Annotated in this window: 14 protein-coding genes and 1 pseudogene; 14 read left to right on the forward strand and 1 reads right to left on the reverse strand. The window is 38.0% G+C overall.

Features of this window, described 5'->3' with window-relative positions; all coding sequences use genetic code 11:
- Window positions 1–131: 131 nt before the first annotated feature.
- On the reverse strand, window positions 132–1,988 hold the full coding sequence (locus D7V92_RS15770) for a glycoside hydrolase family 2 TIM barrel-domain containing protein (protein ID WP_008773088.1): 1,857 nt from the start codon (window positions 1,986–1,988) through the stop codon (window positions 132–134).
- A gap of 276 nt (window positions 1,989–2,264) precedes the next feature.
- On the opposite strand from D7V92_RS15770, the gene D7V92_RS15780 reads away from it, so the two are divergent.
- The 14 genes and pseudogenes from D7V92_RS15780 (at window position 2,265) to D7V92_RS15850 (ending at window position 24,662) form a co-directional block, all read left to right on the forward strand.
- Complete coding sequence (locus D7V92_RS15780) at window positions 2,265–3,410, forward strand: glycerate kinase (RefSeq protein ID WP_121773273.1); 1,146 nt, start codon at window positions 2,265–2,267, stop codon at window positions 3,408–3,410.
- 12 nt (window positions 3,411–3,422) lie between these two features.
- Window positions 3,423–4,670, forward strand: a complete 1,248-nt coding sequence (locus tag D7V92_RS15785) for a GntP family permease (RefSeq protein WP_121773306.1) — start codon at window positions 3,423–3,425, stop codon at window positions 4,668–4,670.
- Window positions 4,671–4,673: 3 nt separating this feature from the next.
- A pseudogene (locus D7V92_RS15790) lies at window positions 4,674–4,859 on the forward strand (DUF418 domain-containing protein); the annotation flags it as partial.
- 326 nt (window positions 4,860–5,185) lie between these two features.
- Window positions 5,186–5,776, forward strand: a complete 591-nt coding sequence (locus D7V92_RS15800) for an RNA polymerase sigma-70 factor (RefSeq protein WP_057317269.1) — start codon at window positions 5,186–5,188, stop codon at window positions 5,774–5,776.
- An 80-nt stretch (window positions 5,777–5,856) separates the two neighbouring features.
- On the forward strand, window positions 5,857–6,780 hold the full coding sequence (locus D7V92_RS15805) for a FecR family protein (RefSeq protein ID WP_022193067.1): 924 nt from the start codon (window positions 5,857–5,859) through the stop codon (window positions 6,778–6,780).
- A 225-nt stretch (window positions 6,781–7,005) separates the two neighbouring features.
- Complete coding sequence (locus D7V92_RS15810; protein ID WP_121773307.1) at window positions 7,006–10,323, forward strand: TonB-dependent receptor; 3,318 nt, start codon at window positions 7,006–7,008, stop codon at window positions 10,321–10,323.
- A gap of 11 nt (window positions 10,324–10,334) precedes the next feature.
- Window positions 10,335–11,834, forward strand: a complete 1,500-nt coding sequence (locus D7V92_RS15815; RefSeq protein WP_121773275.1) for a RagB/SusD family nutrient uptake outer membrane protein — start codon at window positions 10,335–10,337, stop codon at window positions 11,832–11,834.
- 30 nt (window positions 11,835–11,864) lie between these two features.
- Window positions 11,865–12,695: a metallophosphoesterase gene (locus D7V92_RS15820; RefSeq protein WP_005860151.1), complete on the forward strand. Its 831-nt coding sequence runs from the start codon at window positions 11,865–11,867 to the stop codon at window positions 12,693–12,695.
- A gap of 227 nt (window positions 12,696–12,922) precedes the next feature.
- On the forward strand, window positions 12,923–13,501 hold the full coding sequence (locus D7V92_RS15825) for an RNA polymerase sigma factor (RefSeq protein WP_008773081.1): 579 nt from the start codon (window positions 12,923–12,925) through the stop codon (window positions 13,499–13,501).
- Between the two features lie 166 nt (window positions 13,502–13,667).
- Window positions 13,668–14,663: a FecR family protein gene (locus tag D7V92_RS15830; protein WP_121773276.1), complete on the forward strand. Its 996-nt coding sequence runs from the start codon at window positions 13,668–13,670 to the stop codon at window positions 14,661–14,663.
- A gap of 178 nt (window positions 14,664–14,841) precedes the next feature.
- Window positions 14,842–18,237, forward strand: a complete 3,396-nt coding sequence (locus D7V92_RS15835; protein ID WP_233572864.1) for a TonB-dependent receptor — start codon at window positions 14,842–14,844, stop codon at window positions 18,235–18,237.
- Between the two features lie 22 nt (window positions 18,238–18,259).
- Window positions 18,260–19,810: a RagB/SusD family nutrient uptake outer membrane protein gene (locus D7V92_RS15840; RefSeq protein ID WP_121773277.1), complete on the forward strand. Its 1,551-nt coding sequence runs from the start codon at window positions 18,260–18,262 to the stop codon at window positions 19,808–19,810.
- Window positions 19,811–19,885: 75 nt separating this feature from the next.
- Window positions 19,886–22,168, forward strand: coding sequence for a GH92 family glycosyl hydrolase (locus tag D7V92_RS15845; protein ID WP_121773278.1), 2,283 nt, complete (start codon window positions 19,886–19,888; stop codon window positions 22,166–22,168).
- A gap of 13 nt (window positions 22,169–22,181) precedes the next feature.
- Window positions 22,182–24,662 carry a hypothetical protein gene (locus D7V92_RS15850; RefSeq protein WP_121773279.1) on the forward strand — a complete coding sequence of 827 codons (2,481 nt, stop codon included), beginning with the start codon at window positions 22,182–22,184 and terminating at the stop codon, window positions 24,660–24,662.
- The last annotated feature ends 98 nt before the right edge of the window (window positions 24,663–24,760 follow it).

Here is a 24,760-nt window from a genome sequence, read left to right on the forward strand (position 1 = left end):
GGTAATAACAAAGCCCCAGCTTGTGAAAGTCGGGGCTTTGTGCATAAAAAAGGAGATGTGCATTTTGACACACCTCCCTGATAAAATTTGGTTGTTACATATTGACTGTCCCTCGTACTAAGATCATGATGTTATTCTACCTTCGGGGTTTGGCTGAAGATATCATGAATACGCTTCATGTCGAATTTTGGCGTACGGTCATAATAATAGATACCGTTTTGCTCTTGTTCCACATCAGTCAACTGTGTATAGCAATATCCCCAGATATCCTTCGAAAGAGATAGGACAGCGTTAACTTGGCCCTCCAAACGTTTGTAAAACTCTTCTAAAGAATGGGGGGGCTCTCCATATCCCCAAGATGTATTTTGGGCACTTTCCATCTGTTGTGACGGGTTCCATTTTATACCGCCAAACTCATCAACTAAATAAGGCATATCTTTTTTATATTCCGGGAATTGGTATTGGTCTGTATATTTCAGGCCGTTGAAACCGATATTTTTCGGCATCAATTGTATTTCCCATTTTGGGGTGACAAATAGTTTACCGTCATTATACAGTTGCTTTTTCAATTCTTCCGGATTTTGCTCGTAATTGTGGATTGTCCAGATATCGGTAGCGATGTGTACACCACCGCTGGTACCGTGGAAAGGACGCGTCGGGTCTATCATTTTCGTTAGGTTATACAGGTCGTGCATCAGGCGCGGATATTGTATGCGATCAGGCCAGAACTCCTCGTTTGTAGGTGTCCAGATAAGAAGGGAAGGATGGTTACGGTCACGTTCTACGATTTCGGTCCATTCAGTTATGAAATTCCGGGCGGTTTCCGTATCATTGCAATCCATTCCCCAACTGGAAGCTTCCCCCCATGTAAGATAGCCCATCTTATCCGCCCAATAATAGAAACGTTCCTCGAATACTTTCTGATGGAGACGGGCACCATTAAAGCCGGCCGCCATGGAGAGTTCGATGTCATGCTTTAACGCCTCGTCGCTAGGAGCCGTCCAAATTCCATCGGGATAGAATCCTTGATCAAGTACCAAGCGTTGGTAATAAGGTTTGTTGTTCAGATAAATCTTATTGCCTTCGATATGTACCTTACGCATACCTGTATAGCTTCTTACCTCATCTACTACCTTTCCGTTCTTATCTATTACTTTGTATTCCAAGTCGTACAGAAAAGGGTTTTCCGGACTCCATGTTTTCATTTTCTTGATGGGTAGAATAGCAGAAGATAAGGAGCTTGCCGTAATGGTTTGGCTGGCTACTATTTTACCGTTGTCTTTTACGGTTACTTGCAATTTACCTCCTAGTTCCTTATAGAAACGAGGACGCACAACCAATTGTTGTTGGTCTATATCTGTCAGCAACTGCACGGATTGCAATCCTTCCGGATGGACAGCCTCCATCCAAACCGTTTGCCAAATACCTGTGGTCCGGGTATAATTACAGGCGTAGGATTCAAATTGTAGGTTTTGTTTTCCTGCCGGTTGTTTTGCGCTTCGTAGGTCACTTTCTACATATACGACTAGGCTATGTGTCTTTCCTGGTGTTACCAAGGAGGTGATATCTACTGCGAAAGAAGAGGTTCCGCCAAAATGGCGATTGGCTAAGACTCCATCAATGTATATTTCCGATTTATAATAAACAGCTCCAAAGTTAAGTCTTATATTCTTTCCATTCCATTCTTGTGGGATCGTGATAGGACGCTGATACCAGAAATGTTGAATGAAATCCGTGTATTTTACGCCGGATAACTTACTTTCCGGGCAGAAAGGCACTGTGATCTTTTGGTCAAAACCGTTCGATTTATAGAACTCCCGTTCCATTCCGGTACCTCCGAAATCGAATGAGCAAGTCCATTCTCCGTTCAAATTTACCCAATCCATGCGTTCAAATTGTGGACGGGGATATTCGGGACGTGGGATAGACCATAAAGCGGTGATGCACCAAAACAGTAAGAATGTAGTAATGTTCAATTTTTGTTTCATAATGTATAATTGTATTATAATAAGTGCAAAAATAAAAATTTGAATACTATTAGACAAATTCTTGAAAGACTATGTAGGGTAACCGCATTAAAATGTCACTTTTAGTTTTTTTGTCGCAGGAGATATACTTATTTTGTCGCAGGAGATAGCTTACTTTGCCAATGAAGTATATCTTCTCTACCCAAGTAAGTAGTACTTCATTTGATTTAAAATCTATATATTGGGACATCTTGAAGGAATTGATTTATTTTATTATATGTGTAAAAAGGAGATTAAATGAGAAAAATTGTTGTTGCTTCCGATTCATTTAAAGGCTCAGTATCTTCTATTGAAGTGGCTGAATGTGCCGAGTTGGCGATCCATAAGGTCTTTCCGGATTGCGAGGTCGTGAAAATCCCGGTTGGGGATGGGGGAGAAGGTACCGTGGAGACTTTAATTACGGCGATGGGTGGAGAAGCCGTATATTGTGTCGTACATGATCCGTTGATGAGGCCGGTCGAGGCCACTTATGGGATACTGGGAGATAATCGTACGGCGGTTATCGAGATGGCGACGGCGAGTGGCCTTACGTTAGTGCCTGTGTCGGAGCGTAATCCCTTGCGGACAACGACGTATGGAACCGGTGAGTTGATAAAAGACGCTATGGATCGTGGTTGCCGGGATTTCTTGATAGGAATAGGGGGAAGCGCAACGAATGACGGAGGAACCGGTATGTTGCAGGCCTTGGGTTTTCGTTTTCTTGATAGAAAAGGGAATGAGCTGGGATTGGGTGGGCAGATCCTTAATCAGATTTATGAGATAGATTGCTCAAGGGCATTATCGCAATTGCGGGAAACTTCATTTACCATAGCCTGCGATGTGAATAACCCTTTTTATGGTGAGAAAGGGGCGGCGTATGTCTTTGCCCGCCAAAAGGGAGCGGACGACGCTATGGTCCGTTTGCTGGATGAGGGCTTGCGAAATTTTGCGGAAGTCATAAAAAGAACGGGACGAATAGAGATAGACGACATTCCGGGTGCGGGAGCCGCAGGTGGTTTAGGTGGAGGGTTTGTCGCTTTCCTAAAGGCTGAACTTAAACCCGGTATCCGGATGGTTCTGGATGCCTTGCGTTTTGATGAATGTATACGGGGGGCGGATCTAATTATTACGGGAGAAGGTAAACTGGATAAACAGACTTGCATGGGAAAGACCCCATGCGGAGTATTGCAGGCAGGCATGAGACAGGGTATCCCGGTTATCGTAATGGGTGGTTCCGTAGAGGAGGTAGAGGCGCTTAATAAATCCGGGTTTCTGGCGGTCTTGCCACTTCTTCCTTATCCGGTTTCCTTGGAGCAGGCGATGGATAAGGATTTCACCTGCCGGAATATTGGGCGTGCCTTGGAACAACAATTGCGTGTAATCCATTACTATATGAATCACTAACACATGGGTATAATGAGTGCATGGGGAGCTTTTATCGGATTATTAGTGTCGATTTTCTTGATTATAAGAAAGGTATCGCCAGTCTATAGCCTTATTTTAGGGGCATTAGTAGGAGGATTATTAGGGGGTGTGTCGTTGCCGGAAACGATCTCTTTAATGATCAGTGGAGTAAATGACGTAACTCCGGCCGTCATTCGGATCTTGACGGCGGGAGTATTGTCGGGGATATTGGTGAAAACAGGTGCGGCGGCTTCTATCTCCAATACGATCATTTATAGATTGGGAGAACGGCATGTGTTTTTTGCGCTCGCTTTCGCTACGATGTTGTTGACGGCTATTGGAGTGTTTATTGATGTTGCTGTTATTACGGTGGCTCCGATTGCGTTGAGCATCGGCCGGAAACTGGCGGTTCCCCGGGGTAGCCTTTTGTTGATGATGATCGGTGGAGGCAAATGTGGCAATATCATTTCTCCAAATCCGAATACGATTATCGCCGCTGAGAATTTTCATGCGGATTTGTACTCTGTCATGTATGCGAACTTGATCCCGGCGTTGGTTGGCTTGTTGTTTACGGTATATGTCATAGGCCGTTTCTTACCCCGACAAAATGGATTTTATGCGAACGAGGAGATAGATAACCTGCAAGCGGATCTCCCCTCCTTCGCCTCTAGCATGGTCGCTCCGGTAGTGACGATCCTACTGCTGTCGTTTCGCCCTTTATTCCATGTGGCGATCGATCCGATGATAGCCTTGCCCGTTGGAGGAATCGTTGGGATTCTGGCGATGAGGAAGTGGTCATTGATTACGGACAGCCTCTCGTATGGACTCAAGAAGATGTCGAATGTCTCGATCCTGTTGGTCGGTACAGGCACTATAGCGGGAGTGATCAAAGCTTCCTCTATCAAGGATGTTTTATTAGATGCGTTATCGCATACGAATATGGGAGAGCTTTTATTGGCTCCGGTTTCCGGCGTATTGATGTCTGCCGCTACAGCCTCTACTACAGCTGGAGCGACAGTTGCCTCTTCGTCATTCGCAGATATTATTATCGCCGCCGGTATCAGTGGTGTCTGGGGAGCCGCTATGATTAATTCCGGTGCTACCGTACTTGATCATTTGCCACATGGATCGTTCTTTCACGCTACCGGTGGGGTAGCGGATATAAGCATTCGTGAGCGGTTGAGGCTGATTCCTTATGAGACCGCGATCGGCGCTATTTTGGCCATTGGGACTATAATTGCTTATCTTACCGTGAATTAATTCTTTTCCAGTTTTGGCTTGGATTGGAGCCATTTGGGTGTTTTCTTGAGTGTATTGGTCTGCCTTGGATTTACGGCCATACAGATAGCCTTTAGCCAATATTGGCTGTCCGGCTTGCGCTACGGCCCGATGGAGTGGTTATGGCGGACCGGCACGTATATGAAATGGCAACCCATCCGTTTGGGTTAAGCCGGAAAGCTTTGTTCTCAATACAAATTCCGTACAATAAGACCACTGATGAGTCTAGTTTATAAAATGCTAAAAATCAGAGTCAAAAAAGCACGATGATCTTTCATCTAAAACACGTACGACTTTTTGAAAAAACATGTACGTGTTTTGGATGAAAGTCGTACGTGTTTGTCCCGAATCCTTCCACTGAAAACCAGAGCGCATATAAAAATCTACAAGAAGCTTCATTTAAACGGAGCGGTAAATGAAAAAGCTGTGGATGGAAGATCGTATAATTAGAAATAATATTTTTAATTTTCATTTTAAAATCTCATCTTTGCGATGAGATGGATGTTAAGGAACAGTCAATAGTACAGAAATTACGGAATGGCGACCAAGGTGCGTATCGATATTTATATGATCGTCATTATGTGGTACTATGTCAATTTGCGAATGAGTTGGTTGGCGATCCATTTCTAGCGGAGACTATAGTTGGTGATGTGATATTTCATCTGTGGGAAATCCGTGAGACATTGGATATAAATAGCTCTCTTCGTGCTTATCTAATGCGGGCTGTGCGGAACCGCTGTTATAACCATATCTCATCAGAAAAGGAAAAGAAGGAAGTCCGTTTCTCGAAGATTGAGTCTGAGACCTTGGGGTGGGACGCTATGATACAATCGGATGAACAGCCGCTAGGTATATTACTTGAACGGGAGTTAGAGAAGGAGATCATAAAATCAATCGATAGTTTAGGCGATGAATGTAAACGAGTTTTTAGGAAAAGCCGTTTTGAGCATAAGAAAAATGAGGAAATCGCTACAGAGCTAGGAATTTCTGTCAATACGGTTAAATACCACATAAAGATGGCTTTAACCCGCCTACATCAAGATCTGAGGAAGTATCTGATCTTGTTGATATCATTTTTCTCCTTGTGAGGATGAAAAAATTGATGTTTCTCACTACCCCTTGAGGAGAAATAACTGTCTTATATATAAAAGCTGGATATTTAATCTATATGGAAGAAAAGAAATCACATACGAAAAACGAGCGATCATTACCTGATCATGAAGAACAAGAACTTTGGTTCTCTGCTTTGGTTGCCGATGATTCCTGTGCCTATAATGTCGATAAGGCGTTCGATCGTTTTGTTTCTCGTACCCAGCAAAAACGCCGTACGGTTTTCAATATTCCTAAAATCGTTTATGGTGCGGCAGCGGTTATCCTATTATTGATCGCTTCTACGATTTCCTATTGGTGGGGTGAGCGGCAATTACAGAACCAGTTTGCGGATATCTTGGTGGAAGCTCCTTTAGGGGCCAAGACCAAGCTGATTTTACCGGATAGCACATTGGTCTGGTTAAACGCTGGCTCAAAGATCGTATATTCGCAAGGTTTTGGGGTGAAAGACCGCCATCTTCGACTGAATGGAGAGGCTTATTTTGAGGTGAGGAAAAATGAGAAGTTACCTTTTGATGTAATGACGAAAGAATTGAATGTAAAAGTATTGGGTACTAAATTCAACTTCCGGAATTATGACGAGGACGAAGAGGTAACCGTGAATCTATTGGAAGGAAAAGTTCAGCTAGAGAATTATGTAAAGAAGATGGGAGTAAATTACTTGTCACCTTCAGAGAAAGTTACCTTAAATAAACTTACTGGGGAAATGATTATAAGTCGGGCGGAAGTGAAAAATGCTAAGGAATGGACGAATGGCGGACTTTTCTTCGATGAGATGCCTCTATCTGACATTGTGAAAGAACTGAATCGTAGCTATAATGTGAAGATTCATATTGCGGATGAACAGTTAACCCATAATCGCTTTTATGCGTTATTCAATAGAAAAGAACAGACTATCTATAATGTGTTAGATATTATAACTGCGACAAATCAAGTAAGATATAAAGTGGAAGGTGATAGTATTCTGCTTTATGCGAAGTGATAAATAATTGTTTAACCTTAAAATTGTTTTAATATGGAGAATATGGAAGGAGATTAAAAAGGAGTAACAGGATAATAAAAGGAATCGGAGAATGGGCTAGATCCTCCGACTCATAAATCCTCAAATTACATTATGCAAATGATCTGGATGAGGAATACAAATGTAATCAATACTCTGAAAGGTCATCATCAATCACAAGTTAAATTACTAAAAATTAAGCTATTTATGAAAGTTGTAAAAAAGGCCATTTATGTGGCTGTAGCTTTGTTTTGCTTAAATCTAACTGTTAGTGCTCAGGATATAACATTGAAAGTGAGTAATATAACAGTGAAGCAAGCAATGGATGAACTGAAGAGTAGGAGCGGCTACTCATTTGTATTTTCGTCGGCGGACGTGGATACAGGAAAGAAAGTATCTGTGTCTGCTGAGAATCAATCAGTCGATGCGGTAATCGAACAGATTCTGCGTGGTCAGGAGTTGACCTATGAGATAAGAGACAAGAATGTCATTATACGTAAGAAAACTTCAAGTATAAAGGAGACTTCTAAAAAAGCAATTGAAGTAATCGGTACTGTTTTGGATTCTAAGGGAGTACCTATTATAGGAGCTAATGTGGTTATAAAAGGTACAACAAATGGTACGATCTCTGATTTTGATGGAAATTTCTCTATACAAAATGTTCCAGCGAATGCCGTATTGATAGTTTCTTATATCGGATATGTAGATAAAGAAATAGCAGTAGGGGATGAATCTGTTATAAAAGTTATATTATCTGAGGATATGCAAGCTTTGGACGAGGTGGTAGTTGTTGGTTATGGCACTATGAAAAAAAGTGATTTAACAGGATCAATCTCAAATGTTAAATCGGATAAATTGCTAAATAGGCCAGTCACTAATATTACTCAATCTTTGCAAGGAAAAGTTGCGGGTGTTGAAGTATTCCAGAATTCAGGAGCACCAGGTGGACATGTAAGAATGAGAATAAGGGGTGATAATTCTATTAAATCATCAAATGAACCTTTGTATGTAGTTGATGGAATCATTGGGGTTACGAGTGAACTGCTGAATCCTAACGATGTAGAGTCAATAGAAGTTTTAAAGGATGCTTCAGCTACAGCTATTTACGGGGCTAGAGGTGCTAATGGAGTTGTATTAGTTACTACTAAGCGAGGTCTGAAAGGTAAACCTATAGTTTCTTATGAAGGGTATATGGCTATTGGTACTCCTGCAAAGAAAATAGATGTCTTAAATTCTGAAGAATTCATGCAAGTTTATAATAGCTTATACGAAAATGCTAAGAAATATGATCCTAAAGGATATGAAGAAGGTAAATATGCAAATCGTAATCTCCCTTCAAATTATCCGAACTTGTTTGATGCAAATGGGAAACCTTTATATGATACAGATTGGCAAGATGAGGCATATCGAACCGCTATTTCCCATAATCACCAAATAAGTATGAGAGGAGGAACGGATAATACTACTTATGGCTTGTTTGTGTCTTATAAGGATGAAAATGGAATTATGTTAGAGTTTGGACTAAAGCGGTATAGTGGAAAGATAACATTGGATACAAAAGTCAAGGATTGGCTAACTGTTGGTGGTATGTTATCAGTTAATCAAGTTAATGAAAATAGAGTATTCACATTGACTGATACTGGAGCTGCGTCTCGTAGTGTCTTAGAGACTTTGCCTATAATCCCTGTTAAGTATCCGGATGGGACATGGGGAAGTAATAGGGATTGGCCGGGTACGGAGGACGACAATCCTGTTCGGCTTTTAAAAGAACGTTCAAGATTGTATTATACTACTCAATCAGTTGGTAATATTTATTTAGATTTCAAGATTATTAAAGATTTGTCATTACGTTCTAATATAGGTATAGAATTAATCAATATGAAGAATAATAGCTATACCGGAAAAGGCTTAAGAATTGCTACCAGCCAGCAGGGTATAGCATCTATTGAGGCTCAAAGACAGTATTATTGGCAGAATGAGAATTATTTTAATTATAATAAGACATTTGGAAAGTATCATCGGCTAAATGCAATGTTAGGACTGAGCTGGCAACAAAAGTATAGTGAGAGAGTGCAGGCCCGTCATGAAAATTTCATGGATGATTTTTATCAGTGGCATAACTTAGGTGTCGGTACGGTAGTAAAGCCATCTTCTTCCAATGATTATAGATGGGGTCTAAATTCATATTTTGCGAGAGTAAATTATAACTATAAAGAAAAATATCTCTTAACTGTAACGGGCCGATATGATGGATCTTCTAAATTTGGAAAGAATAATAAGTATGCTTTTTTCCCATCTGCAGCTTTGGCTTGGAGAGTTTCAGAAGAATCATTTTTAAAGAGTAACGATGTTATTAGTAATTTAAAAATAAGAGCAAGTGTTGGTGTGACAGGAAATCAGGAAATTGGAGATTATGCTTTTGCGCAAAATATGGGTACATCTAATATTATTCTTGATAATAATTATGAAACAGGTTTATATCGTAACTCTTTTGGAAATCCTGATTTGAAGTGGGAAAAAACTATACAGGCAGATGCGGGATTTGATTTGTCCTTATTTAATAATCGCATAGAAGTTATTGCGGATTATTATCATAAAACTACGAAAGATCTATTACTGGATGCTCCTATTCCGTATAGCTCTGGACTAGAAACTGTCACGAAGAATATTGGGTCGATTAGAAATCAAGGTCTTGAGCTGACTTTAAATACGCATAATGTTAAAAATAAAAATTTTAATTGGTATACAAATCTTAGCTGGTCTATGAATCGGAATAAAGTTTTGAAATTGGGTGTTAACGATGAAGACATTTTTCCGGGACCTTACCAAGGAGGTGAGATAACAGTATTAAGAGTTGGTAAGCCTATTGGAGCTTTTTGGGGCAAAGTTCGTATGGGAACATGGGGCGAGTCTGAAATAGAAGAGGCTAAGAAGTATGAGAGGTTACCTGGTGATTTAAAGTATAAAGACTTGAATAATGATGGTAAGATCAATAATGAGGATGAGACAATAATTGGTTATAGTTCTCCTAAATGGGTTATGAATTTTTCGAATACGTTTGTTTATAAGAACCTTGATCTTACGGTAGATCTGAGAGTGGTTTTTGGGAATAAAGTATTTAATAGGACAAAAATGACTTTGGAGAACCGTTCTGGAATTGCTAATAGTTTAGCGTCGGTGTTAAACTGTTGGAGTCCACAAAATCAATCATCTATGATTGCGGAGCGACGTCCGACAACGGCCTATTTCGACTATATGCATGATGATTATCTAGTTGAAGATGGCTCATTTGTAAGAGGACAAAACATAATGCTTGGATATACATTCCCTAAGTCTGTAGTTTCTAAGTTGCGATTGCAAAATTTGAGAATATACGCTAGTGGGCAAAATGTATTCTGTATTACTAAATATAGTGGATATGATCCGGAAAGTACAACTTATGAAAATACTTTTGCGCAAGGGGTTGATTTCTTTACATATCCTAAACCTCGAACATTTACTTTTGGTGTCAATTTATCTTTTTAATTAGTAAATATATGAAAAGCACATATTTAATTATACTAAGTTCCTTATTCTTGTTGTCTTGTACAAATTTCTTAGATGAAGAATCAACAGGAACGATGTCTATTGATTCTAATTTATCAAGTGTAGAATCTTGTACGGCATTAGCGAATAGTACCTATGTTAATACGAATGTATTTGATGCTAATGAAGGCACATGGGGAGGAAATACGATTTGGCTTTTGGAATTCATGACAGGAAAAGTGAATTCTGAAGCTTCCCAAACTGAATTTCTGGATTTTAGAAATCTAACGTTAAACTCAAGAAGCCGATATATCGAAAAGTGGTGGGCTGATTGCTATGCGGGAATTGCTAAAGCAAATCTGGCGATAAAAAAGATACCAGAGTTTTCAGGCGTAGATAAGAATATACGTTCAAGACTTTTGGGGGAAGCCTATTTTATGAGAGCTTTGTATTATTTTTATTTAGTTAGAATATTTGGAGATTTGCCTAAAATAACAGAAGTACAATCAGAATTGGTAGAGTTATATATACCCCGTTCTCCAATAAAAGAGATCTATGATGAAATTATTATTCCGGATTTATTGAATGCGGAGCAATCTTCCCTGCCAATTAAAGATGAAACAGGTAGAGTATCTATGGGGGCTGTGAAATCTTTATTAGCAGATGTTTATTTGACTTATGCTGGTTTTCCAGTTCAAGGTGGAAAAAAATATTATGCGGAGTCTGCAAAAAAGAGTTTAGAAGTGATATCTTCTGGGGTATATAGTTTATATCCTGAATACTCTGATTTGAGACAACCTTCAAACAATAATAAGAAAGAATTTATTTTTCAAGTTCAATTTTCTATGGATAAGTCTCATAATGATATGATTCCAAAAGTCTTACCTCCTAAGTCTGATATATCAGCTTATTCAAGTGAATATGGATCACTTGTCCCAACTAAGGAATTTTATGAGAGTTTTAGAGAAAATGATAAGAGAGCACAGGAGCGGGAGTTCTTTTTTTCGTCGTATCCAGGCAATCCTAAAAAACTTCCGGCGGATTCTCCTAATCTAGAGAAAGTTGATTTTGGCGGATTTTATATTTATAAGTTTTTTGATGAGAATGCAATTGTTAATACTGCGAAATCAGATTTAAATTGGACACTTTATCGTTATGCTGATGTCTTGTTAATGTATGCGGAAGCTCAGGTTGAGGCTGATGGACACGCTAATAGTACTGCTTTAGAAGCTTTGAATTTGGTTCGTAGACGGGCAAAGTTGCCTGATTTTATGAATTCAAATAAAGAGGTATTTAAAGAAGCTGTATGGGATGAGCGCTATTTTGAACTTTGTTTTGAAGGAAAAATTTGGTTTGATATGGTTCGAACTCGTAAAATCCGTAATGACTTTAATGGAAAATATGAGAATTTTACAGAGTATACAACCGTATATGGTAAACGATATACTAACCAGTTCTTATTATTTCCTTTGCCTCAACGTGAGATGAATGCGAATACCGCATTAGTTTAGAATGAAGGTTATTAATTAAAATATTGTATTATGAGTAGATTATTTGTGTATTTAGTTGTTGCGATTTTTTGCATTACAAAAACTTTGGCTCAGTCTGAATCTTTTTATTTTATTCAATTATCAGACCCTCAGTTTGGAATGTTAGAAAAAAATAAGAGTTTCTCTCAAGAGACAATGATTATGGAAAAGGTTATTGCTGCGATCAATAATTTAAATCCTGCATTTGTGGTTATCACTGGCGATATGGTAAATGATGGTAAGGATCAAAAGCAAATTGATGAATTTAAGCGGGTTTGTAAATTGATAAAAAAAAGTATTCCTGTTTATGTGTTACCAGGAAACCATGATTTAAGTCAACAGTGTACAGACGAGTCTATTAGTAATTATATGGATGAATATGGTTATGATTGTTTTTCTTTTCAAGTGAATAATAGTTGTTTTATAGGATTGAATACACCTGTTATTTTTGCAAATCGAGAAGAAAAGGAAAAATCTCAACTGATTTGGTTGGAAAAGATTCTAGAGAATTCTCAGAAATGTAATCACCGTATTCTTTTCGGACATTATCCTTTCTTTGTGAAAGAATCCAATGAGGCAAACCGATATGAGAATATTCCCTTAGAAAAACGAAAAACATATTTAGATCTTATGAGTAAATATCGAGTAAGTAATATGTTTGCGGGACATTTACATTATAATGCAATGAGTTCTTATGAGGATTTCAATATAACAATAACGAATTCTATTTGTACTCCTTTGGGTAAAGATCGAATCGGCATTCGAATTATTAAGGTATATCCGGATAAGGTGGTTCATGACTATTATGATTTAGAGCAAATACCTTCTGATGTTGTTTTGTAATGGATAGTCTATAAAAAGAGGATGTATGAAGCATCCTCTTTTAGTATGAAGTCTGTCTTTGTGATCTCTATACATATTGATAGATAGTTCCTCTAAGTTAATTTGCACCTTATTGTCTTATAGCGCATTTTCCTCCTCACAAAATAAATTCTTAGGTAAAGTATCCAACAGTCATAGTTTTTGCTATTTTTGCCATATCTGATTACTTAAAAGGAGAAGGAAATAATATGATAGCAGATGAGAAAATTTTGTTGCGCCAACTAAAAGAAGGTTCACATCAAGCTTTCCAACGTCTGTATGAATCTTATTTCGATTTGTTTTATGGTTTTATTTTTCGTCTCACCCGGTCTCATGGACTTACAACGGAGGTTGTACAAATCGCATTTTCAAAAGTTTGGAATAGTCATACTCGAATTGTACCCGAAGAATCCTTTAAAGCATGGTTATTCAAGATTGGAAAAAATGAAGTGATCAATGCCATGAAAAAACAGTGGAATGATCCGCTATTTGTTGATTTCTTGTCTTATTGTGAGACTGAGTCTATGAGTGTAGAGCCAGATGACTCCTATGATTTCAATCAATTCAAGGCCGACTTGGCAATGGCAAAGCGAAAACTCACCTTTAGACAACGCCTCGTTTTTGAGCTTTATAACGAACAGGGGTTATCTGCTAAAGAAATAGCGGAACAATTACAGATTAATGAACAATCTGTTTACAACCATCTATCTAAAGCACTCGCTATCCTTCGGGATGAATTGCGGGTTTATGGATCTATGTTGCTGTATCTTCTTTTGTTAAGAATGTAATATTCGCACTTACCTCGATTTATTCCTATTTTACGATAGGCTACGGTTCTGTAAGCTTAGAACTAAGTTCTTATTAATTTGACGATGTGTTGTAGAACATGTCTTTTATTAGAGTAGTAATTTATAATCTCATTGTATTACCTTATAGAAAATAAGAAATCATGCTATGCTGAATGAATTACTACATAAATATTTATATAAACAGCCTTCTAAAGATGATGCCCGATCGATCAAGCGATGGATTGACACTGCTTCTGAGCCGGAAATAGAACGGGTCCTTCTTCAAGAATGGGAAAAACATACGGTATCTGAACCCCGTAATTGGCAAGCCTATTATGCCGTAACCGGGCAATTGAGATCAATTTTCAATAGCCATCGAATAAAGAAAACATATCAGCATTCTTTAATCAATCATGTTATCAAAATTGCGGCAATCTTGCTTATTCCATTATTATTAGCGACAGGGATTTATTATGTGACAAAGCAATATCAGTATAAAATCTATGCTTCTACACAATATCGGATGGAGACAGGAAAGGGTGAACGGGCCACTTTAGTTTTACCCGATGGCACAAAAGTCTCTTTAAATAGTGAGAGTTCTTTTACCTATCCGGCCTCTTTCGGAAAGACTGATAGAAATGTGCATTTGGAAGGTGAAGCCTACTTTGAGGTCGCACACGATGAAGAGTTACCATTTATTGTCCAAGCCAAGCAAACGTATGTGAAAGTATTAGGTACAACTTTTAATATACATACTTTTCCTGATGATGATTGGATAGAGACTGCTCTTGTAAATGGTAAAGTTGAATTTTATGAGATAGACAATCCGGATAACCGGATAACATTATTCCCGGATCAAACAGCTCGATTTAATACGATTACCCATCAATTTGAGCGAAATACGATAGAGCAACGGTTGGCAACAGCTTGGAAGCGGGGTGAAATTATATTCCGGTCGGCATCATGGCCTGAGATTATTGAGCGAATATCACATTATTATGGAATTGAAATCGACCAAGAGACCACAAAGGTTCCCGAAGAACGATTCACTGGAAGTTTCTTGCATGAGGATGTAAATAACGTATTACGGAACTTACAGGTACATTACCATTTCACCTATACAAAAACAGGAAATCAGATTAAAATAAAATTCAAAAAGTGAATAGAGAGTAGTTAACCTTTGTATAATCAAAAAATCACGCCTATGGACAACACTAGTTAAAAGAGAAAAAACAGCTGAAGAATGTGCGAGATTCTCCAGCTGAATATAGGGTATTACCCTATTGAGTAAATTATCCGCTGCCTAGGCAGCAAAAAATTAACCTTTTTATTTCTTTCAAATGAATCCAGTAAATCAAAGATTGCGTAAAGATAAGCAATTGTGCAGAAAGTTCTTCTGTGTAATTGCGATTTTAATAATTTTTCCATATGTGTCTTTTGCACAAGGTGAAATTAGTTTATCTGTGGAGAATGTCGACCTAAAAACATTATTGGTCGAGATTGAGAAAAAATCCGATATACGCTTTACTTATTTAAATCAACTATCGGATACAAACAAAGATATATCTCTAGCTGTCACGAATAAGACTGTAGAAGAGATTTTAAACCTAGTCTTGTCCAAGAAAGGTATGGAATTCACCCGAACCGGCAATACGATCGCTATTCAAATGAGGAGTCCACAAAACCGGCAAACAGCTCCAACTAAAAAAGTAACAGGAATTGTTACGGATTCTAATGGGGAGCCAATTATTGGAGCGAATGTTTCTGTAAAAGGAACAACTACGGGCACTATCACGGATATAGATGGTCATTTCTCTTTAGAGGCAATCCAAGGACAGACAATTTTAGTATCTTTCATTGGCTATTCTTCTAAAGAAATAGATATAACTGATAAATCTTCCTATCAAATATCTATGTCTGATGATACTCAGAATCTAGACGAGGTTGTCGTAATCGGTTATGGAACCGTACGAAAAAAGGATTTGACGGGGGCGGTAGGTAGTGTGAAAAGTGAGGATATGATGCAACGTCCTTCAACATCTATTTCACAAAGTATTTCCGGGCGTATAGCTGGTGTTAATATATCTTCTAACTCAGGACGTCCCGGAGGTAATCAAACGATTCGTATCCGTGGATATTCTTCTATTAATGCGACTAATGAACCTTTGTATATTATAGACGGTGTTCCCGGTGATATTAATATATTGAATCCAAATGATATTGAAAGTGTAGAAGTGTTGAAAGATGCCTCTTCTACCGCAATATACGGAACCAGAGGATCTAATGGAGTTATCGTCGTGACAACAAAAAGAGGTAAGAATGAGATTACTGTCAACTACAATACTTATCTCAGTCTTAATACGGTAGCGAAAAAGCTGGATGTGCTGAATGCCGAACAGTTTTTAGCTGTTGAAGATATGATATATGCGAATGCTAAAAAGTTTGATCCGAATGGTTTCGCTTCAGGAAAATATATTGATCCATCTGTAAAAAGACAAGATTATTTAGTTGGTAATACGAAAGGAAAGCGTGAGTTATTTAAAATGGAAGGAGGAAAACTTGTCCCTTTGTATGATATAGACTGGCAAGACATGTTGGAACGGAACTCTTTTAGTCAGATTCATAATTTATCTTTTACGGGTTCAACAGGTAAAACTAATTATGGAGTGTTTCTAGGTTACACAAATGATCAAGGTATCGTCAAGGAGAGTAAATTAGAGCGTTTCTCAGGACGTGTTACCGTAGACCAAACCGTATCGAATTGGTTAAAGCTTGGTACAACCCTTAGTTATTCAGAGGTGAAAGAAAGACGCATTGATACAAGAGTAGGCTACAACAATGTTCCTCGCATGATGATTGAAATGATCCCTATCGTTCCTTATAAATATGATGATGGTACTTATGGTCGTAGAGAGGATTATGGGGGCATGGAATCTGCTGATAATCCATTAGCACAGATTAATGAGAATATTACTCCCTATAACTCAAATATATTTATGGGAAATGCCTATGCTAAAATTACTTTTATGAAGGGGTTAGATTTTACGTCAACTATTGGCGTAAATCGGACGATTAATATGAATCCATATTATAATAGTACGCAGTCTGATATTGTAAATGGTGTAGGGGGAAATCAAGCATCCATAACAAACAATCGTTCTTTACAAATTTTATGGTCGAATATTTTGAACTATAATACGATATTCAATAAAATGCATTCTTTGAATGTTATGTTGGGACAAGAAGCCCAAAGTTATGAATATTTTCAGAATGTTGCTACAATTGATGGAATATCGGATGATTACTATCAATGGTATAATATGGGAGCGGGCTCAACATTAAAGGCGCCATCTTCTAATTATACCGGAGATAAGATGTTATCTTATTTCGCTCGTATTAATTATTCATTTAAGGATCGTTATTTGGTTACTGTGACAGGACGTTTTGATGGCTCCTCTAAATTTGGAGAGGATAATAGATTTGCTTTCTTTCCTTCTGCCGCATTAGGGTGGAGGGCCTCTGAAGAAGATTTCTTGAAAGGCAATAAAGTTATCTCAAATTTAAAACCAAGAGTGAGCTATGGCTTCACTGGAAATTCGGGAATTCCTACTTATGGCTCTATGGCGAATCTATCGACTAACGGTATGGCTTATCCTTTTGGAGGAACTAGGGAAAATGGTATTGGAGTGGGCTCTTTGGCGAATCCGTTGCTTCGTTGGGAAAAAACTGGGCAATTTAATGTCGGTCTTGACCTCGGATTTTTAAATGAGCGTATATCGTTATCTGCTGATTATTATATTAAGCATACTACCGATATGTTACTAAATGCTCCTGTTCCAACGACAAGTGGTTTTCGCTCTATTTCTACAAATATTGGTAATATGCGAAACTCTGGCTTTGAATTCACTCTTAATACACAAAATATACAGACTAAGAATTTCTCATGGTCCAGTATGCTAAATTTTTCTTCTTTGAAAAATAAGATTACGGCTTTGAGCCAAGGGGATGCTGATATCATAATGGCTCCTAATAATTTAACGATTTTGAGAGTCGGAGAGTCTGTTGGATCATTTTTTGGATATATACGCGATGGGGTTTGGGGTGAGAATGAAACTGAGCAAGCTGCGATATATGGAAAATTACCGGGTGATGCGAAGTTAAGAGATGTAAATAACGATAAACAAATCAATGAATCTGATCGTGTTATACTAGGTAAAGGAATTCCCGATTTCTATGGAACTTTCACTAATACATTTAAATATAAAGATTTTGATCTTGTGATAGAATTACAATATAGCTGTGGAAGTAAGATTTATTGGGATGGATTAGGTACTTGTGCTATGCGCCAAGGTATTGCTAATAGTTTATCTATGGTTCTAGATACTTGGACTCCCGAGAATCAAGGTGCTACATTGGAGCAAATCAGGCCAAGTAATGCTTATTACAATAGCTTGAAAGATGACGCGCGCCTATATAATGGTTCATTTATTAGAGGTAAAAATATCTCATTAGGATATAATTTACCTTCTGATATTTGTAAAAAATTACATTTAAAGGCGTTACGTGTCACCTTGTCTGCTCAAAATATATTTGTAATCAGCCAATATCCTGGATTTGATCCGGAGACAACGGTTTATAATACAACTACTCAGAACGAGGCCTTTGCTCAAAATATAGAGACTTTCGGTTACCCGAAACCTCGGACATTCTCATTTGGTGCTAATATCACTTTCTAACTTTCTCAAAAAAATACAGATTATGAACAAGATAAAATCAATATTATCAAAATGCTTTTTATTGGGTATATTCTTTTTGGGAACAATAGCTTGTAGCGATTATTTGAATGAAGATAATCGATCTGCGATTACCCAAGAAAACTATTTCCAAAATGCGAATCAAGCGCAAACAGCGGTAAATGGTGTTTATTCAGGATTAAACGTACTCCTTACTCGGGTAAATTACGGGGAATCTCCATTTATTTCTATAGAGTTACCTGTTGGTCATGCGAAAACACTTGGGCAAAATGCGAATAATAATAACATGATTCAACAGAGAAGCGCTTCCATTGAGGGCGTGTTTTTCACGGTTTGGTCAGGATTTTACAAAGCAATTGCTAATGCGAATATGTGTATCACGAATTTACCAACAGTGGATATGGATTCGGCGGAAAAAAGTAAATTGCTAGGTGAGGTTTTGTTTCTACGTGCGTTTTACTATTATTACTTAGTGAGGCTATATGGGGATATCCCTTGTATTACCGAAGTGATAAGTACGAATAGCCCAGATTTCTATCCAAAACGTTCATCTGTAGCTGATATCTATGACAAAATAATTGTTCCGGATCTGTTGGAAGCTGAAAAAACCTCTCTTCCGGATTATGATGCTTCTGGTCGTGTCTGTAAAGGCATGGTGAAATCATTATTAGCCAGCGTATATTTAACTACTGCGGGGCATCCTTTAAATAGGTCGGCTAATTATGAGTTGGCTAGAGATAAAGCTTTTGAGGTAATTAGTGGGGTACCCAACCAATATCCTTATACTTTGTTTGATAATTATGCTTATTTGCATGATAGGGAGCATAAGATACAGCAAGAGCTGATTTTACAGGTTCAGGTGGAAATCGGAACGAATGATCAAGGCACTAGTGGTATCGCTCAACTTATTATTCCTGAGAAATGCGGTATTTCTAAATTCCCGGATGAGTATGGAGCGTTAACTGTACGCGACGAATTTGTACAATCTTATGAAAAAGGAGATCGGCGTGCGAATTTGACATTAGGTGAAACAAATACATTCTTTTTTAATACATATGAAAAAGATGGAACTCCTATTTCTTTCAGCCCGATAGGTTTATATAAATATTGGTTGGAAGAGGCTGCCGGTAATAATGGTGATCAAAAAAGTGATGAGAATTATACCTTATTACGCTATCCGGAAATTTTATTAATCTATGCGGAAGCTTCTAATGAAGTTTCCGGTCCCTCTCAAGCTGCAGTAGAGCAGATTAAGAAAATTAGGGATCGAGCAGGTTTATCTACTCCAGATGCAGGCACATTTACTAAAGATTCTTTTAGAGAATTTATCTGGAAAGAGCGATATCATGAGCTTGCTTTTGAAAATAAAGCTTATTTTGATATTTTACGGACATGGAAGGCCTATGATCTAAAAAATAATCGTTTTGTAGATGCGTTTACGTTCCAAAATGAAAGTGGGGTGACATTCAAAAAACAATATTTGAATTGGCCTATACCTTCTATTGAGATTAATACAAATCCAAATTTAAATCCTCAGAATGAGGGATGGAGTTAAATAATTTATAATAGGCAAGCTTTCGCTGCTTTGAGATGAAAGCTTGCCTTTCCATTAATATAATATCATTAACACATGAGAACTACTTTCGCAATTTTTATAGTATCATTTATCGCTTTGGCATCATCTTGTGTATATAGTCCCCCGAAAGAGCCTGTAGACTATGTGAATCCTAATATTGGTACTATTGGGCATTTACTTGTCGCTACGGCTTCTATGGTACAACTTCCTCATGGAATGGTACAAATCGGACAAAATCCTTATCCCCCGCTAGCTGATAGGTATCTCGCAGACCGTATATCCGGATTTTCAGTCCGGGCATTACCTAAATATACGACTAAGCCATTTTCTTGGATTATGGCCACAACTGGAGCTCCACGAATTAATCCGAATGATTATGCATCAGGTTTTGATCATGATTTTGAGAAAGTGACTCCTTATTACTCATGGATATTACTTGAAGATTATGATATTGAAGCGGCAATGACTGTTACACAACATTCTTCTTTCTATAAATTCAAATATCCAAAGTCTTCAGAATCTAACATTTTGATGAATAATAATCAATGTGTCCGAGTTGTGGGAAATAATTGCATTGAATCGGTAGAGGCTGTTGATAGTACTCAAACTGCTTATTATTATGCGATTTTTAGTAAGCCCTTTAGGTCTTATGTCACATGGAAAGACTCCTTGATAAGCCAAGATGTAAAACAAGAAGGATTGGATATTGGAGCTTTGGTTACTTTTGACACCTCACAAGATGAGGAAATCATGGTAAAAATAGGGGTCTCTTTTATTGATATGGAACAAGCTAAGCGGAATCTTGAAATGGAGATTCCTGCATGGGATTTTGATAAGGTAAAAAATGATGGTCGAGAAATTTGGAATAATGCATTGGGAAAAATAAAAATCGAAGGAGGGACAGATAAACAAAAGACTATTTTTTATAGTGCGCTTTATCGTGTAATGCTGGGCAGCCAAACTCTTGATCGAAGTGAATATGGACGATATTACAGCCGATTGGATAAACAAGTTCACGATACCGAAGGACATGCATTCTATCAAGTTGGTTCTAATTGGGGATCTCATCATTCTTTATTTCCATTGGTATTATTGCTTGAGCCTGAGATCCAGAATGATATCATGCGCTCCTATATTCGTATGCAGGATGAGGGAGATTGGCTGGTCAATAGTGGTGGATATCGAAATATGATCGGACGTCATGAGGTAGCTACAATTACAGATACTTATATGAAAGGCTTTAGGGATTTTGATATCGAAAAAGCTTATGAGGCGATGAAACGTAATTCGAAGGAGGCCACGATGCTTTCACGGCATATTGGTAAAGATTGGAGATTGAACGAATTGGATAAGGTCTATTTAGAAAAGGGATTTTATCCGGCTAAACCTAGTGATCAGCCGGAGTGGGTCAAAGAGGTTGGTTTTGGACGCCAATCTGTAGCCTTGACATTAGAGAATTGTTATGATGATTGGTGCATGTCTATTCTGGCAAAAGAGCTTGGAAAAGAAGATGATTATCAATATTACTTGAATAGAGCCTATAATTATCGGAATGTTTTTGATACGAAATCTGGATTTATGCGACCTAAGACGGCAGATGGGAAATGGATTGAGCCATTTGACCCTATTTGGTCTGGAGGACAGGGTGGACGAGATTTTTATACGGAAAATAATGGATGGAATTATACATGGTATGTTTTACATGATCCTCAAGGCTTAATAAACTTAATGGGAGGACAGGAGCCTTTTGTAGCCAAACTCCAGCAGATGTTTGAGACGAATGTTCCACTATATAAGAAATACGATTTTCTTAAACAATATCCAGATATGACAGGATGGATTGGAATGTATTCTCATGGGAACGAAATAACTTGGCATATTCCCTATCTATATAATTATGCGGGAAAACCTTGGATGGCCCAACGCCGGATTAGGCAGATTTTGGACCTTTGGTATGGGGATGGCCCATTGGGTTTTTGTGGAGATGAGGATTATGGGGAAATGTCTTCTTGGTATATCCTTAGTGCTATGGGATTTTACACTGTTGCCCCCGGAAGACCTGTTTACGATATTGGAAGTCCTCTTTTTGAGAAATCTACGATTGATATAGGGGATGGGAAAAAATTCACAATCGAATGTAGGAATATTTCAACGCAGAATAAATATATTCAGTCTGCTTCTATGAATGGCAAGGAGCTCAATAGAGCTTGGTTTACCCATGAGGAACTAATGCAAGGAGGTACTTTATTATTGAATATGGGGCCACGTCCCAATAAAAAATGGGCAACGGATATAGAAAATTTACCTGTATCTTTAACACCGATTTCATCAAAGTAAAATAATCAATTTTATGAATAAGAAAAGATTTATCTCGTACTTATTTTTGTTATGTTTTCCCATTACTTTATTAGGGCAAAAAGGCTTAAATGACACTACGTATATTCTTACCTATGATCATGGAGGATTAATATTGTGGGGTGGGGAACATTTTATTGAGCGTTTGAAAAACGCTACGGAGTGGTTGGATAAATATCCTTCTTTCAAGATCGGGCTGGATAATGAGGCTCAGATTTATGATCATTTTGCCGAGGATGAGCCGCATTTGCTAAAAGAGATGAAAGATATCCTTTCTGCGTATGATGGAAGAATCGGTATCGGTTCCTGTACGTACGGGCAGCCTTTGTCCCAATTTATTAGTGACGAGTCAAACATACGGCAAATCGCTTATGCGCTTGATACCGAACGAAAAATATTCAATTATCGTCCTCCGGTGTATTTGATGAGCGAACATGCCATGCATAGTCAGATTCCTCAGATCATAAACGGATTTGGTTTTGACGGAGCGATTATGAGAACTCATTTCATGATGTATGGCTATAATCCTACATTCAACTATCCCATTGGATTATGGGAGGGGATTGATGGTAGCAGGATCTCAACCATTCCGACTTATGAAGGGGAAGGTGCCGCTTTTGGGAAAACAACGGTAGATACGTGGATACTTACCCGATATCCGAGTAAGGATGCTCCTCAGTCTCTTGATGATTATAGGAAACAATTCAAACATATAAATCCTTTGTTGGCCTCTAGAGCGGACGATTCCGGGTTACGTAGAGAGGCGCTTGTTGCTGAGTATGACAAAAAACCGAAATTTCAATTCATATTGTTGGATGAGTTATTAAGAAAATATCCTCAAGCGACAGATATTATGAGGACTCGTCCCAATGACTTTACGGTTCGTATGCCATGGGGGTATTGCGGAAATGAGATATGGAATGAGTCTAGGAAAGCGGAAGTGGAGGTCTTGATCGCTGAGCGGTTGGCTGCCTTTAGTAAGATGTATGGTGGAGAAGCGTTTGAGAATGATTTGGACAAAGCTTGGAAAGATTTGTTATTAGCTCAACATCATGACATACAGATTGTGGGGCTAATACCTGAAGCGAGAAAACTTCTGCCTCGATCTTATGAGACATCTAATCAGGTTATCGAAAAATCTATGAATTTCTTTGCCAATCAGATGAAAGGAGAAGGACTTAAACAAGTTACAGTCTTTAATCCTCTTTCATGGGAGCATTCTCCTTGGGTTATGGCTTACATTTCTCTTCATAAAGGTGAGGCTAAGAATTTTATCGTGAGAAGTGGAAATAAAAGTTATCCTGCTTATGTTGTAAATTCAAATGAATATTCTGATGGTAGTTTGTTGGATGCTTTTGTTATATTTAAGCCTGATTTGAAACCTCTTAGTTTAACCTCTTTTTCAATTATGGCGGCTGAACCGGAGATGAATAATCCAGTCGATAACATACAGTATGATGAGGAGAATTTAATAATCAGAACCCCATTTTATAATCTTAAATTAAATGAGAAAGGTGGGTTTGACTATCTTAAATCCTCAAAGGGACAAGTGATTTTCAATAATAACCAAGCAAAATGCGCTTTTTTTGAAGGGACTATCGATGGAAGTGTCCAAGTTTCGGAGGGAAGATGGAGTATTTACAAATCGAAAGGATATATGCCATGGATAAAGTTAGTGGAGCATGGGTATATAGATGATATTCCATATACTTATGAAGTTATGCTTTATGAAGATAAACCTATTATTGATTGTAAGGTCTCGTTTGATTTCAATGGCCAGATGATCGGTCATCCGACAGAAGATAAGCGGGATTGGCATTCTGGATTTATTCATGAAGAAAAACTTCGGTTTAAACTTTTTCATCAACTAGAGAAGACTTCGGTAGGCGTAAGAGATCTTCCTTTTGCGATATCAGAAACTTCTGATAAGTATATCGAAGGAAACTATTGGACGGCTTTGACGGACGGAGATAATGGGATAGCGATTTTTAATAAAGGTAATATGGGGAGTATAAAAGAGGATGAGCAATGCTTGTCTATTCCACTGGCTTTTTCTCATTATTATGTGTGGGGAATACGGCCTCTTTATGGTAAATACAGTTATGAGTTCGCTTTATATCCTTTTCAAGGAGACTGGAAACAAGCTGATCTTACAAAACGATCATTGGAATATGCGTTTCAAACACCAAGTGTACAGACTATAAAAACGTCTAACACGATGGATTGTGAGCTGCAACCTTTAAATGCTTCTTTAGAGAATGATGTTATTTTAACAGCATTATATCCCAATAAAGGTGGAATTTGGGCCCGTTATTTTAAATATGGAGAATTGACAAAGTCTTCATCTGTTAAATTTAATACTCAAAATACGGTTTTGAATGAAATTGATCTTGATGGAAATATATTGCAATCAGGAGTGAAAGACTTACATTTATCTCCTTGGCAGATTAAGACGGTCAAGATGAATATGAAATAAACTGTTATTAGATAATTAAATAAGGATAAGATATATGTCGGAATCATAGGGGTACTTCCAGCAGGTAGTACCCTGTTTCATATTTATACAATGCGACA

Origin of the sequence: Parabacteroides sp. CH2-D42-20 (genome assembly GCF_003670185.1) — a bacterium.
In the GTDB taxonomy this organism is placed as follows: Bacteria; Bacteroidota; Bacteroidia; order Bacteroidales; family Tannerellaceae; genus Parabacteroides; species Parabacteroides distasonis.

What these genes read in the sequence shown, in the direction of transcription:
- D7V92_RS15770 (WP_008773088.1), bottom strand. Translation starts at nt 1,988, where the DNA reads ATGAAACAAAAATTGAACATTACTACATTCTTACTGTTTTGGTGCATC.
- D7V92_RS15780 (WP_121773273.1), top strand. Translation starts at nt 2,265, where the DNA reads ATGAGAAAAATTGTTGTTGCTTCCGATTCATTTAAAGGCTCAGTATCT.
- D7V92_RS15785 (WP_121773306.1), top strand. Translation starts at nt 3,423, where the DNA reads ATGAGTGCATGGGGAGCTTTTATCGGATTATTAGTGTCGATTTTCTTG.
- D7V92_RS15800 (WP_057317269.1), top strand. Translation starts at nt 5,186, where the DNA reads ATGGATGTTAAGGAACAGTCAATAGTACAGAAATTACGGAATGGCGAC.
- D7V92_RS15805 (WP_022193067.1), top strand. Translation starts at nt 5,857, where the DNA reads ATGGAAGAAAAGAAATCACATACGAAAAACGAGCGATCATTACCTGAT.
- D7V92_RS15810 (WP_121773307.1), top strand. Translation starts at nt 7,006, where the DNA reads ATGAAAGTTGTAAAAAAGGCCATTTATGTGGCTGTAGCTTTGTTTTGC.
- D7V92_RS15815 (WP_121773275.1), top strand. Translation starts at nt 10,335, where the DNA reads ATGAAAAGCACATATTTAATTATACTAAGTTCCTTATTCTTGTTGTCT.
- D7V92_RS15820 (WP_005860151.1), top strand. Translation starts at nt 11,865, where the DNA reads ATGAGTAGATTATTTGTGTATTTAGTTGTTGCGATTTTTTGCATTACA.
- D7V92_RS15825 (WP_008773081.1), top strand. Translation starts at nt 12,923, where the DNA reads ATGATAGCAGATGAGAAAATTTTGTTGCGCCAACTAAAAGAAGGTTCA.
- D7V92_RS15830 (WP_121773276.1), top strand. Translation starts at nt 13,668, where the DNA reads ATGCTGAATGAATTACTACATAAATATTTATATAAACAGCCTTCTAAA.
- D7V92_RS15835 (WP_233572864.1), top strand. Translation starts at nt 14,842, where the DNA reads ATGAATCCAGTAAATCAAAGATTGCGTAAAGATAAGCAATTGTGCAGA.
- D7V92_RS15840 (WP_121773277.1), top strand. Translation starts at nt 18,260, where the DNA reads ATGAACAAGATAAAATCAATATTATCAAAATGCTTTTTATTGGGTATA.
- D7V92_RS15845 (WP_121773278.1), top strand. Translation starts at nt 19,886, where the DNA reads ATGAGAACTACTTTCGCAATTTTTATAGTATCATTTATCGCTTTGGCA.
- D7V92_RS15850 (WP_121773279.1), top strand. Translation starts at nt 22,182, where the DNA reads ATGAATAAGAAAAGATTTATCTCGTACTTATTTTTGTTATGTTTTCCC.